The 13,527-nt window shown below is 31.6% G+C and carries 10 protein-coding genes; 6 read left to right on the top strand and 4 right to left on the bottom strand.

Annotated elements, in window-relative coordinates:
- Positions 1–15 precede the first annotated feature (15 nt).
- On the top strand, positions 16–2,496 hold the full coding sequence (locus tag V9L05_RS03700) for a hypothetical protein (RefSeq protein WP_338814424.1): 2,481 nt from the start codon (positions 16–18) through the stop codon (positions 2,494–2,496).
- A gap of 55 nt (positions 2,497–2,551) precedes the next feature.
- Positions 2,552–3,178, top strand: coding sequence for a hypothetical protein (locus tag V9L05_RS03695; protein WP_338814423.1), 627 nt, complete (start codon positions 2,552–2,554; stop codon positions 3,176–3,178).
- Positions 3,179–3,227: 49 nt separating this feature from the next.
- Here V9L05_RS03695 and V9L05_RS03690 read toward each other — a convergent pair whose 3' ends face one another.
- Positions 3,228–4,823 (bottom strand): reverse transcriptase domain-containing protein, encoded by a 1,596-nt coding sequence (locus tag V9L05_RS03690; RefSeq protein WP_338814422.1) that lies wholly within the window; start codon positions 4,821–4,823, stop codon positions 3,228–3,230.
- Positions 4,824–5,238: 415 nt separating this feature from the next.
- On the opposite strand from V9L05_RS03690, the gene V9L05_RS03685 reads away from it, so the two are divergent.
- Together V9L05_RS03685 and V9L05_RS03680 are read left to right on the top strand one after the other, a co-directional pair.
- Positions 5,239–5,643, top strand: coding sequence for a hypothetical protein (locus tag V9L05_RS03685; RefSeq protein ID WP_338814421.1), 405 nt, complete (start codon positions 5,239–5,241; stop codon positions 5,641–5,643).
- A 14-nt stretch (positions 5,644–5,657) separates the two neighbouring features.
- Positions 5,658–5,852 (top strand): hypothetical protein, encoded by a 195-nt coding sequence (locus V9L05_RS03680; protein WP_338814420.1) that lies wholly within the window; start codon positions 5,658–5,660, stop codon positions 5,850–5,852.
- 59 nt (positions 5,853–5,911) lie between these two features.
- Here the strand turns inward: V9L05_RS03680 and hslU are convergent, their stop codons facing one another.
- On the bottom strand, positions 5,912–7,315 hold the full coding sequence (gene hslU, locus V9L05_RS03675; RefSeq protein ID WP_338790271.1) for an ATP-dependent protease ATPase subunit HslU: 1,404 nt from the start codon (positions 7,313–7,315) through the stop codon (positions 5,912–5,914).
- A 398-nt stretch (positions 7,316–7,713) separates the two neighbouring features.
- On the opposite strand from hslU, the gene V9L05_RS03670 reads away from it, so the two are divergent.
- On the top strand, positions 7,714–8,841 hold the full coding sequence (locus tag V9L05_RS03670) for an acyl transferase (RefSeq protein ID WP_338814419.1): 1,128 nt from the start codon (positions 7,714–7,716) through the stop codon (positions 8,839–8,841).
- Positions 8,842–8,901: 60 nt separating this feature from the next.
- Here V9L05_RS03670 and V9L05_RS03665 read toward each other — a convergent pair whose 3' ends face one another.
- The gene (locus V9L05_RS03665) at positions 8,902–9,279 is read right to left on the bottom strand and encodes a hypothetical protein (protein WP_338814418.1); all 378 of its coding nucleotides are present in this window, start codon (positions 9,277–9,279) and stop codon (positions 8,902–8,904) included.
- A 136-nt stretch (positions 9,280–9,415) separates the two neighbouring features.
- Between V9L05_RS03665 and V9L05_RS03660 the strand changes: the two genes are divergently transcribed.
- The gene (locus V9L05_RS03660; protein WP_338812234.1) at positions 9,416–11,086 is read left to right on the top strand and encodes an IS1182 family transposase; all 1,671 of its coding nucleotides are present in this window, start codon (positions 9,416–9,418) and stop codon (positions 11,084–11,086) included.
- A gap of 78 nt (positions 11,087–11,164) precedes the next feature.
- On the opposite strand, the gene V9L05_RS03655 is transcribed toward V9L05_RS03660, so the two are convergent.
- Positions 11,165–13,453 carry a carboxy terminal-processing peptidase gene (locus V9L05_RS03655; protein ID WP_338814417.1) on the bottom strand — a complete coding sequence of 763 codons (2,289 nt, stop codon included), beginning with the start codon at positions 13,451–13,453 and terminating at the stop codon, positions 11,165–11,167.
- Positions 13,454–13,527 lie beyond the last annotated feature (74 nt).

Below are 13,527 nucleotides of genomic sequence, written 5' to 3'. Positions count from 1 at the left end.
TAACACCAATAACTTATGTCTGACGTAAACCGAGAACGAGATTTAGTTTTAGCTCCTAATGAATACGCTTTTATTTCTGACCAAACAAAAGGAAACATAAATGTTTATGTAGGTCCTTACAAGACCAGTCTTGCCAATACTGACCGTCCTGTTATGTTTGACCCTGCTACAAAGCGTTTCGAAAAATGCAATTTAGAGGATTCTATGCGCTCTTTTATTATTGCTCCTGAAGGATGGTATGTAGTATTAAAAAATCCTTCAAAGGACACAAATCCTCCAAAGATTGGAACAAGTAATAATTTGGCAGAACTCAATGTAGGACGAAAAGTAAATATTGCAGGACCTATTTCTTTTGCGCTTTGGGCAGGACAAATGGCACGAGTTATTCGTGGGCATAATCTGAGTTCGAATCAATATTTGTTAGTTCGCATTTATGATGAAGAACAAGCACGAGCAAATTGGGGAAAATCAGTCATCAAGACAAAAGAAGGAGAAGCAAATGAGGCAAAAGAACTAAACGAAGTAGCAGAAACCCTAACTATGGGACAACTTCTGATTATTCGTGGCGATGAAGTTTCATTTTATATTCCACCAACAGGCATCGAAGTAGTCAGAGATGAGTATGCAGACGACGACGAATATGTACGTGAAGCAGTAACTTTAGAGCGTTTGGAATATTGTATTTTATTGAATGAAGACGGAAACAAACGCTATATTCAAGGACCAAAAGTAGTCTTCCCTGAACCGACAGAGGTTTTTATTCAAAAAAATGGAATGCGAAAATTTAAAGCCATCGAACTCAATGAAATGAGTGGACTTTATATAAAAGTAATTGCGCCTTACAAAGAAGGAAAAAATGAGTACAAAGAAGGCGACGAACTTTTCATTACAGGAAAAGATCAAATGATTTATTATCCTCGTCCAGAACATGCCATTGTTCGTTATGGAACAAAAGAACGCCATTATGCCATTGCCATTCCAGCAGGAGAGGGACGTTATTATTTGAATAGAAAAACAGGAACAGTTGCTCTTATGAAAGGTGCAGCAATGTTTTTGCCTGACCCTAGAGAATTTGTTTTGGTGCGTCGTGTACTTTCCAAAAAACAAACTTCGCTATGGTTTCCAAATAATAATGAAGCCTTAGAATATAATTTAGCCTTACAAAATATTGCCAAAAACGATAATTTTGTAACTGATTTTGAAGTTCAAGAACAAAATCAAGCTCCTCAACAGTCTCAACAACTACGTAAGAAAGCAAAAATTTCTGATGAAATGGTAGGTGATGAGTTTAATCGTGATAATACGCACACACCACCTCGCATGATTACATTAGATACAAAATATGAAGGAGCTGTTACGATTGCACCTTGGACAGGTTATGCTGTTTTGGTGGTCAGCAAGACTGGAAAACGAAAGGTTATTGAAGGTCCTCAATCCTATTTATTAGAATATGATGAAGAATTGGAAGGAATTGAACTTTCAACAGGAACTCCAAAAACGACAGATAATTCTATCAAAACCGTTTATTTGAGAGTTTTGTACAATAAAGTTTCTGATGAAATAATGGCAGAATCAGCAGATTATACACAAGTAAGAATTCATCTTTCGTATCGTGTCAATTTTGAAGGAAGTTCGGATAAATGGTTCAATGTAGAAAATTATGTCAAATTTTTGACAGACCACATGCGTTCGTATATTCGAAATACAGTCAGAAGATACCCAATTATGGAATTTTATGCCAATGGAATTACTATTTTGAGAGATGCTATTTTGGGAGAATCAGATAAGAAAACAGGAAAACGAACAGGACGACTTTTTGAAGAAAATGGAATGCGTATTTATGACGTAGAAATTTTGGATATAAGTTTGGGAGATGCAAACATTGAAAATTTATTGATTTCTTCGCAGCAAGATACCGTTATGCAAACGTTGCGTATCAATTCTGAAAAACGAAAACTAGAATTTACACAAGAAAGCGAAGCCATTACAAGACAAATTGCTGCTACACAATCCGAAACAAAACAGACCATTTACGAGCTTCAAAAACAAGAAACTCAAAAACTCTTAGAAGTAACTTTAACTAAAATTGAAAGCGAAATAATTAGTAAAGAACGTCATTTACAAGCACGATTAGACGAACAAAAATCACTTAATCAAATCAATGATGACGAGCTTTCAAGACAAAAAGCTGTCAATAATGTAGAGTTAGAAAAAGCACAAAAAGAATTAGAACAGTTTATTTTGGAAGAGCAAACCGAAGTAGAAGCCGTTGTAGCAAAAGCAAAAGCCGTTTCTCCAGATTTGATTGCAGCTTTACAATCTTTCTCTGACAAAGAATTGGCTCAAAAAATGGCAGATTCAATGGCTCCATTGGCTATTTTGGGAGGAAAATCAATCGCTGATGTCTTTGGAAATCTTTTGAAAGGAACACAGTTGAGTAGCGTTTTGAGTGGATTGAAATTGCCTGAGAATAAAATAAATGATTTAAATGATTAACATCGAACGAACGGTTCGCTTTAAGCGAACCGTTCGTTAATTCGTTAAAAACTATATGAAAACAAACATTGAACCTCTACAAACAGAATGTTTTTATCACATTTATAATCGTGGAATAAATGGCGAAACAATATTCAAAGAAGAACGAAATTATTCCTTTTTCTTACAAAAATATGCACAATTTGTAAGTCCGTTTGTAACTACTTATTCGTACTGTTTATTGAGAAATCACTTTCATTTGCTTATTTGTACCAATTCAGAGGAAGAAATTAGATTAGAATTACAAAAACTAGGAAAAAAGCCTAAAAAAGAAGATATTTCGTGGATTCTTAGCAATGCGTTTGCAAGTTTTTTCAAAAGTTATTCACAAGCAATAAACAAATCACATCAACGAACAGGAAGACTTTTTGAAGAACCTTTTCGTAGGATTCATGTAGATAATGATGCTTACTTTACTACAATGATTGAGTACATTCACAAAAATCCACAAAAACACGGCTTTGTAAAAGATTTTAGAGAATACGAACATTCTTCTTACCATTCTCATATATTGGAAGGTAAGACTAAATTAGAAAGAGAAGAGGTACTCAGTTGGTTTGGAAGTAAAGAAGAATATCAAAAATTTCATCAAAGTGAAAATAAAATAAAAGATGCAGATAAGTTTAAGATAGAATTTGATTAAATTTACTTATTACTTATCGAACGGTTCGCTTTAAGCGAACCGTTCGTTTTTATTCCTCTTCTAATCCTAGCCTTTTTTCTGCATTTTTTAATTCTCTTTTGAAAATTTCCCTGCTACTTTTCATTTGATTTGTTACTACTGTTTCATCATCTTTTTGATAAATTTGATAACTCGTTTTTTTGATATATCTGACATAATTTCCATACTTCTGTTTTCTACCTTTCTTTTTTATGTTTGATTCTCTATAAAAGGTTTTATAAAGTTGATTTTTAAATATTTGAGCATCTTCTTTTCCTTGTTCTCGTAATCGTCTTACAATTCTCTCTTTTGCTTTTATGGCTCTCTTCATTCGCCGATAATATTTTGAAATACTAGCAGATTTTATTCTTATGTTTTTTCCATCAAATTCAAGCCCCAAATAACGTAAAGGACTATTTTTGTGTGCAATATCACTATCAGTATTTTTCTGTTTTATGATAGTTTCATTTTTATAAAAAAATACTTCTGTTTTTTCCTTCGAAATAATCAGATTATAAAACTCATTTATCTGTTTTTCAACGTTCGTCTTTATCTGTTCATAATTTTCTTTTGTACAAATAAAAATCATATCATCACTGTACCTTCTATAAAATATATTTTCTGTCTTGACTAAATGCTCAAAAACCCACTCATCGAATCCAAGCATATAAATATTTGAAAGAGTTGCACTAATTGGCAAACCTTGAGGGATTCCACATTTTACAGTTCTATTTTTTTTATCTTTTCTGTGTTTAGATCTAAATTGATTATTATAAACTCTAAGTTTTCCCTTCTTTATTAAATTTCTAAACTCTTCTACTGAATGAAAAAAAGAAGAACCACCTTCTTTTCGTATTTCATATAATTTTTTCTCATCAAAACCTCTATTATTTACTCTCAAATCATCAAGTTTGATATAATGAAAATTTACTACTGATTTGAATACGTTATAATGGTCTGAAGATAACTTTTCTGGCTCTTCTATATTTGGAGCAAACCTTAACCAAGCCTTTTTTAGTATTTGATGGTCTAACGACGGAAAAAACTTTTGTATATCTAAAGCCAAAACTACACAATCTTCTCTCTTCTTTATTTCCTTAAAGATTTCGTTTGCAAAAAGAACACTATTTTTATTGTTGAATACCCTTTTATCTGATTTGTCTGTTTTGTTCTCATTCTTAACTTTACGATAACCAGTTATTAATGCTGATAATTCAGGTCTTGATTCTAGATAGTTGTCATAATTTTCTCTTAAAATATTTCCATAATAAGCATATATATGAGCGTCTATATGTGTAGCATAATGAATAGGACGAGGTTTATTCTCGTAAAAAACTTTATTTCTTCCAGTTTCTCTTTCTTTTATCTGTTCTTGATTTGTTTTTTTTCTTACTTTCCTATCTTTCAACTGCCTAAAAATCAATGGGAAAAATGCGTGTTTGGCTATTTTTTCATTTACTATTCTAACTTCTTCTCCACTTTCTTCATCAATTTCTGTCTTTTCTTCTATATAGTTTATCAAAGCATAGAAAACTCTACTATTTTGAAAATCAATTTTATTAGTAAGATGAGGATAAGGCTTATATTTTAGCCATTTTGGAGGATATATTTTTTTCTTCTTATTCATAAATAAAATAATGTAGTAATTCTTCCTTGTACTAGAATCGTTGTATTCCCTTTTTCGCTACTAGTGAATATAATTAGAGTAGCGAAAGTTTCATCGAAAATCACTAAAAGTCAAGAACAATAGAATCCTTATATTTACAACAGGAGTTGGTACTTACTAAAAAGTACCTTTCCTTTAAACATAAAATGCTATCATGGAAACTAAGCCATACATAAATCTACTACACTCAATTAAGAGCGAGATATATATTACGAGGACTTGTTTAACAAACCTAACCAATCAAAAAGGCTAGTATGACACTAATCATTACAACTAATGCTCATAACGATACAATCAATAGAAAAACCACTACATTATCCTAAAAATAGTATTATATTTGAATAAAAACAATACCATTTTAAAAATAAAGAGTAATATGTCAAAATTTAAAGAAGGAGATATAGTAGTTTTGAAAACTCGTACTTATGAAGAAAGAAACCCTCGTGTTTCTAGAAAGTTGTTTGGAACTCTCTATGAAGATACAAGTACAAACATTTCTTTTATTCCTCCTTATATGACGGTTCTAAAACCAGCTACATGGGTAAAAGATGATAAAGAGAGTACTCCAGAAAAAATTAAAAAGAAAAAGACATTAGTAAAATGTATGTGGTATTGTAATGAATCAAATAAATATTCAGAAAGGGATTTTTTAGAAGAAACTTTAGAGTTATGCGAAGAACCTAAAGAAGAATTAATAACTTCTACTGTAAGGAGTTTTTTGTGGGTGGGAGCAGGATTATTGACAGCTTATTTAGTTAAACGCAAATATGATTATAAATAAAGAGTAATTAAAGTATGAAATCTGATAAAATAAAAGAATTAAATCAATCAAAAACTCCTATTGTAGTTTTTGATAAAGAATTAGAGAAACTACAAAATGTAGTCTTGTTTCCTAAAAAACTAGAAATGGCAAATCAGTTTATTAAAAAACATGGTTTACTTAAAGAATACTACGAACAAATAGCCAAACAAAAAGAAGAGAAAAAATAGAACAAATAAAAAAGGCTTTGCATCAAAAATGATACAAAGCCTTTTTTCATAAAACAAAATTACAGAATATACTGACTCAAATCTCTATTTTTAATAAGAGCTTTTAGCTTTTCTTGTACCATATCTTTGGTAATGACAACATGAGCATTTGGAGGAATAGTATCAGGAATATCAAATAAAATTTCATTGAGCAAATGACTCATCACTGTATGCAAACGTCTTGCTCCAATATTTTCAAGTTCTGAATTTATATGAAAAGCAATATCTGCAATTTCTTCTAAAGCATCTTCTTGATAGGTTAGTTTTACACCTTCAGAATCCAAAAGAGCAACATATTGCTTACTAAGAGCATTTTTTGGATCTTTCAAGATTTTATGGAAATCTTCTTTTGTAAGAGAATTAAGTTCTACACGAATTGGAAAGCGTCCTTGTAATTCTGGAATTAAATCAGATGGCTTCGAAACATGAAATGCACCAGCAGCAATAAATAAAATATGGTCTGTATTGACAATTCCATGTTTGGTCGTAACAGCACTTCCCTCTACAATTGGCAACAAATCACGTTGAACACCTTCACGACTTACATCTGCTCCTCCTCCTTTGTTTCCAGAAGAAGCTACTTTATCAATTTCATCAATAAAAATAATTCCTGAGTTTTCAGCTTTTTTGATGGCTTCTATTTTTACTTCATCCATATCAATGAGTTTGAAGGCTTCTTCTTCTAAAAGAAGTTTACGAGCTTCTTCTATGGTAACTTTTCTCTTTTTTGAGCGAGAAGGCAACATTCCACTTAACATTTCTTGAAGGTTCATCATCGAAACCTCATCAATTGCACCACCAACAACACCTACACCAGGGTTATTGCTAGACTCTAAAGTAATTTCAATTTTTCGGTCTTCTAATTCTCCAGCACGTAATTTTTCTCTAAAACGCTCTCTTGTTCTTTCGTTAAGTTCAGCATCTGAAGTAGGCATTTCATCATTTGAAAAGCCAACAGTAGAAGGCGTTGTAGAAGTAGAAGGTTGTCTGTTTTTTAAAGGTGGAATAAGCGCATCCAAAATAATATCTTCTACGGCTTGTTCTGCTTTTTGCTTGACAGCATCACGTTTTTCAGTTTGTATCAATTTGACAGCCTGTTCTACCAAATCACGCACCATACTTTCTACATCACGTCCTACATAACCCACTTCTGTAAATTTAGAAGCCTCTACTTTTACGAAAGGAGCATTTGCTACTTTTGCTAAACGACGTGCAATTTCTGTTTTACCAACACCTGTTGAGCCAATCATCAAAATATTGTTTGGCATAATTTCACGTTGCATATCTGATTTGACATGCATACGTCTCCAACGATTACGCAGCGCAATGGCTACATTTCTTTTGGCATCATGTTGTCCAATGATATATTTGTCAAGCTCCTCAACAATTTGTCGGGGCGTATAATAGATGTTATTGTCAATCATAAATTTTTTTTCAGTTTTGTTGTTGGTAGCGATACTAACAACGGAAAAAACAGCGACTTGTTATTCTCCTCGCCATTGTCGATGTTCCCACCGACGATTTTTAGCTTATTAGATTTTAAATTTATCAGTTTATTGTTAATCTAACAAGTATCGTAATTTTTTGTGAGAATAAAAATTGTTATTTCATTTTTATACTTGTTTTAGCTACTTTTAAACTACTTTCTAACAGTTGTTGAAAGGTTATCGAAAATAGTATTCCTTTCTTAACGAAAAAGAATGTTTTTAGTTTTTTTTTTACTGGTTCAAGCGTCGACGCTTGAACCAGTAAAAAAAATAGTCAGTTCGTAATTTTTAATTAGCGACGCTGATTATTTCATAATTCGTCATTGATTTATAATATGCATGAAAATTTTATAAAAAAGTATAAAGAGAGTATTTTCTCTATTCCAAAAAACGATTTTGAAGCATTTGAAAATAAAGCTTTGGAGTTATTTTATTTTCAATCAGAATACAATCCTGTTTATAAGCAGTATATAGAAAAATTGAATATTAATCCGTCAGAAATAAATTCTATTTATAAAATTCCATTTCTGCCAATTCGTTTTTTTAAGTCACATACTGTGCAGATAGAAGGTGTAAAGACAAATCAAATTTTCACAAGTAGTGGAACAACAGATTTGACACAGAGAAGTAAACATGCCATTTCGGATTTGCATTTTTATGAAAAATCAAGCCAATTTATTTTTGAAGAATTGTATAAAGAATACGGACAATTAAGTGATTTTCAGATTTTTGCGCTGCTGCCGTCTTACTTAGAACGTGATGGTTCTTCGCTAATTTATATGGTAGATTATTTTTTGAAAAATGCACAACCTAACTCAAACTATTTTCTCTATGATTATGAAAAATTAAAGAATGAATTAGAAAAAGCTAGTATAACAAATCCTACAAAACCAATTTTGTTGTTAGGAGTAACATTTGCACTTTTAGATTTTGCTGATTTTTTGAAAGAAAAATATCCTAACTATTGCTTACCTAAAACTAAACGATTTGAAAGTTTAGAACCAACTCTCACTAAAAAGAATGAAATAATTGTGATGGAAACAGGAGGAATGAAAGGACGAAAAAAAGAAATGGTAAGAGAAGAAGTTCATCACATTTTAAAGACTGCTTTTGGTGTTTCTGCAATTGATTCAGAATACGGAATGACAGAGCTTTTATCTCAAGGATATGCAATTAAAAATCTAGAAAAAAATAATTTAGATGATAATGAAATTTGGTTTCAAACTCCTTCTTACCTCAAAATTATTATTCGTGATACAAATGACCCTTTTGAATTGAAAAATATAGAAAATGAATCTGAAATTCAAAGTGGAGCAATCAATGTCATAGATTTGGCTAATGTAGAAAGTTGTGCTTTTATAGAAACACAGGATTTAGGTAAAATAAATGCCAAAGGAGAGTTTCAAGTTTTGGGACGTTTTGATTATTCTGATGTGAGAGGATGTAATTTGTTGATTCTCTAATTTTCATATAAAAAAACAGCATAATTTCGAAGTGAAACTATGCTATTTTTTTGATGGGATTTATCTCTCATCTTTCCAAATTCTTTCTACAAACTCTGCTTTATCAAAATCTTCACAAACAAATCCTGCTATTCCACCCGAACGGCATACTACTTCACAATCAGCGTTTATGATAGTGTACATTTTATCAGGATACATTTCTCCACCTTCTTCTAAGAAAAAGACATACTGACCTTTATACAAAAACTTGTCTATGTATGCTCTTGGTTTTTTAGGAGAATCTTGTAAAGTCATTTCTATAAAACTTTTGACAGATTCACATTTCAATACTTGATGTATTGTGTCTTTATCTTCTGACTCACTTGAAAACTCTTTTGTTTGGTAGCAAGAAGTAAATAATAATAAAATAAAGAGAGGATAAAAAAATAGTGTTTTCATTGCTTGGTAAATTTATGATTGAAAAAATAGAATCAAAAAAAAGAGGCTGTCCGAAAAGTACGGATAGCCTTTTTTTTATGGTTAATTTTTTTTATTTTCGAGGTATATATACTTTTATACTAACGTTATATAGCCTATGGCAAAAGTAGTTTTCAAAAACCAAAGTGGTAAGCAGCCCGAACTTTTTCCTGTCAATATATTTGACAAAATTCCAGCTCACCATCCTGTTCGTTTAGTTGAAAAGGTGGTTGATTCATTGGATATTAGCGATTTGATTTCTCAATACAAAGGTGGAGGTTGTTCAGCTTATCATCCAAGAATGCTCGTTAAAGTGCTATTCTATTCTTATTTATCCAATATTTATTCTTGTCGTAAAATAGCTAAAGCTCTTGGGGAGAATATTCATTTTATGTATTTATCAGGCAATTCTACACCAGATTTTAGAACAATTAATGACTTTAGAGGTAAAATTTTGAAGGCACACATTCATCGTTTATTTGGAGAAGTTGTTAAAATGTTGGTTGAAATGGGTTATGTAAGTCTTGATGTTCAATATATTGATGGAACAAAAATAGAGGCTTGTTCTAATCGTTATACTTTTGTTTGGCGTGGTAGTATTGAAAAAAATAAAGAAAAGTTAGAAACTAAAGTAAATAAAATTTTATCTGATATTGAAAGTAGTATTCAATCAGATAATCAAGAAGAAAATAAAGAAGAAGTATCTACTCCATTAGATTCAGAATTATTAAAAGAAAAACTCGCTCAAATCAATAAAAAACTAAAAGAACCGAGTAAACAACAGGCAAGAGAACTAAAAAAAATGCAAGATGAATATCTTCCTAGATTAAGTAAATATGAAGAGTCTCTGAAAATTTTAGGTTGTAGAAACTCGTATAGTAAAACAGATACGGATGCTACTTTTATGCGGATGAAAGAAGATCACATGAAAAATGGACAACTCAAACCTACTTATAATGCTCAAGTGTCCACAGAAAATCAATTTATTACCCACGTTTCTATTCATCAAACGGCAGGAGATACCACCACTTTATCCTCTCATTTAGAAGGATTTGAAAATCAGTACAATAAACAAAGTAAAGAAGTAGTAGCTGATGCAGGTTATGGAAGTGAAGAAAATTATGAATTACTTGAAAAAAAAGAAATTACTGCCTACGTTAAGTACAATTATTTCCATAAAGAGCAAAAAAGGAAAATGAAAAATAATCCTTTTTTAGTTCAGAATTTATTTTACAACAAAGAATTAGATTTTTATGTCTGTCCGATGGGGCAAAGAATGAAGAAAATAAGAGATGGAAAACGTACTTCAAGTAATGGATACGAATCGCAAGTATCTTATTATCAAGCAAAAAGGTGTCAAGATTGTCCTCTTCGCAATTTATGTCATAAAGCTGAAGGCAATAGAATAATACAAGTGAATCATCGTTTAAACCAACTAAAAGAGAAAGCTAGAAATTTACTAACTAGTGAGAAAGGATTAGAGCAGCGCAGTAAACGCCCTATAGAAGTAGAAGCTGTTTTTGGGCATCTCAAATATAATAATAAGTTTAATCGATTTACTTTTAAGGGATTAGTAAAAGTAGAAATGGAGTTTCTATTGATGGCTCTTGGACATAATTTTAGAAAAATGGTGGCAAAAACTGCCGATAAGCTAAAAAATACTTTCAATTCTAAAAAATCATCTTTTTGCACCTTTTTTTATACTCAAAAAAATCACCAAAAGACAAAATTTGTTTGCATCATCAAAAAAATCAACCAAAAAGAAGAATTACAAAAAATAGCTGCATAAAAAGAGGCTGACCTTTTCGGACAGCCTCTTTTTTTATACCTTGTTGAGGGTTTCATTTGAACCTCAACAACGGTTAATTTACTGTACTTGGTTCATAATACGGATAGCTTCTAGTAAATGAATATCTTTTTTGAGTTCTTTCTCAAATTTATTAAAACTAGCTTGCTTTACTGTATCTGCTTTATTCTCTTCCAAGTCTTTCTTTAGAGCTAAGATTTTAAGAGTTTCGTCTGCCTGTACCAAGTTTTCGTATTTCTTAGATTCTTCTTCTAAAGTACGTTGTAAGTCTCTATATTGCTGCAAGTTAAGCGAATAAAGCGTTTCGTTTCTTCGCTTATTCAGACGTTGTGCATTTTCATCAATAGAAGAGAAAATAGTGTTTTTAGAAACTCGTTTGTCTGTTTCTTTCTGAACTTTATCCAATTTGTAGTTTGGAGACCATTCTTGGTATTTTGCTTTTCTAATTTCATCCCATTTTAGTGCATATGGTTCTTGTTCTTCGCCAAAATCTATATACGAATACATATCTGGAAGTGTAATATCTGGAACAACTCCTTTAAGCTGAGTAGCTCCTCCGTTAATACGATAATATTTTTGAATAGTGAGTTTTAAAGCTCCTAAAGGCTTAATACTAGCATATTCTTCGCCCAAAACTCTATCTAAATCAAGGAAGTTTTGAACTGAACCTTTTCCAAAAGTAGGACTTCCAACGACAATACCACGATTATAATCTTGAACAGCAGCAGCAAATATTTCAGAAGCCGAAGCACTAAATTCATTTACCAAAACAATCAAAGGTTTATCAAAAACTACTTCTTTGTCATTGTCAGAATAAACTTTTGGTAGACCACCACGAGCTTTCACTTGTACTACAGGACCTGTTTCGATAAATAAGCCGACAATATCAATCACATCTCCTAACGAACCTCCACCATTATTTCTCAAGTCCAAAATTAGGCTTTCTACATTAGCTTCATTGAGTTTGATGAGTTCTTCTTTCATATCTCTTGAAGAAGTACGTCCATTTTTATCTTGAAAATTAGAATAAAAAGAAGGAAGTTTTATATAACCAATTTTCTTTCCTTTTTGAGGTTCTAAAACAACAGATTTGGCGTATGTTTCAGCCAACACAACTACATCACGAATGATTGGAATTATCTTTGTTGTTCCGTCTACTTTCTTAACTGTAAGACGAACTTCTGACCCTTTTTTTCCACGAATAAGCTGAACAGCATCATCTAAAGGCATATCAATAATAGAAACAGGTTCGTCATCTCCTTGTGCTACTTTTTGGATAATATCGCCTTCTTTTAGGTCGCCTTGTTTCCAAGATGCACTCCCTGGAACGATATTCATTACTTTTATTTCGCCTTCACGTTCTTGTAGTGTTGCTCCAATTCCTTCAAACTGACCTGAAAACTGAATATCAAAATTTTCTTTGTCTTTTGGTGGATAATATTCTGTGTGTGGGTCGTAAGCACTTGTAATACTGTTTAAATATAGATTTCTCCAATCTTTTTTCTTTAAGCGATACATACGTTTGAAAAACTCATCTTGATTTTTTTGTACACGCTCACGAGCATCTTTTTCTAACTCAGCTAATGATTTTGCTTTATAACCCTCTTCTTCTTTTTCTTTTTTCTCTTCGGCTTGTAACAAATCATCTAAACGAACCATCACCTGATATTTTAAAAGTTTGCGCCAAACCTCTTTTTGTTCGGCTTCATCTTTCGCATAAATTGCTTTGTCGCCATCTAATTCAATTGTCTCATTTTTAGTAAAATCAAAAGGTGTTTTGAGAACTTCTGTACTTATTTCTTCTGATTCTTTTAATCTTTGTTCGAAAATTTCATAAGCTGTATTAAAGAAGGCGTAGTCGCCTTGTAGAGCTTGGTCGTCGATTAGGTTTTTTTGAGCTTCAATTTTCTTAAAGTCTTCTTGTGTAAAATAACGCTTGTTATTATCCATTCGCTTCAAAAACAAATCAAATGTTTTGGCTGCAAAATCGTCATCTAAGGCTAAAGGCTGATAATGTTGTTGTGTTAGAGCTTGCACTAAAAGAGTAAGCAAAAAGCGATTTTTCTCTTCATTATCTTCATCTGGGTTGTCTAAAGTAGCCAAATTTGGATATTGCAAGGCTACATTCTGAGCAACCATCTCTATTGGAACTTGATTAGAATCTAACTCTTGAGCTTCAGCAGTATTTTGATTTTGATTACAAGAAGACAAAACCAAAAGAGCAAAAGCTCCTACATAGCCAAATCTGAAAGTAGATTTAATTTTGGAGTTAATGGATTGCTTTGTTTTCTGAAAAAGTGTGCTATCATTTTCAGTAGTTGAATATATATTTTGAAGGTATGTTTTCATGTATAAATTAGTAATGTTGGATAACTTGAATGAAAGCGAATAAAAATGGTAAATCAACGTTATGGTATTTTACT

The organism is Bernardetia sp. Wsw4-3y2 (genome assembly GCF_037126295.1).
GTDB lineage: Bacteria > Bacteroidota > Bacteroidia > Cytophagales > Bernardetiaceae > Bernardetia.
Note: the sequence above shows the minus strand (reverse complement) of the source record. Positions and strands in the feature narration are given on the sequence as shown.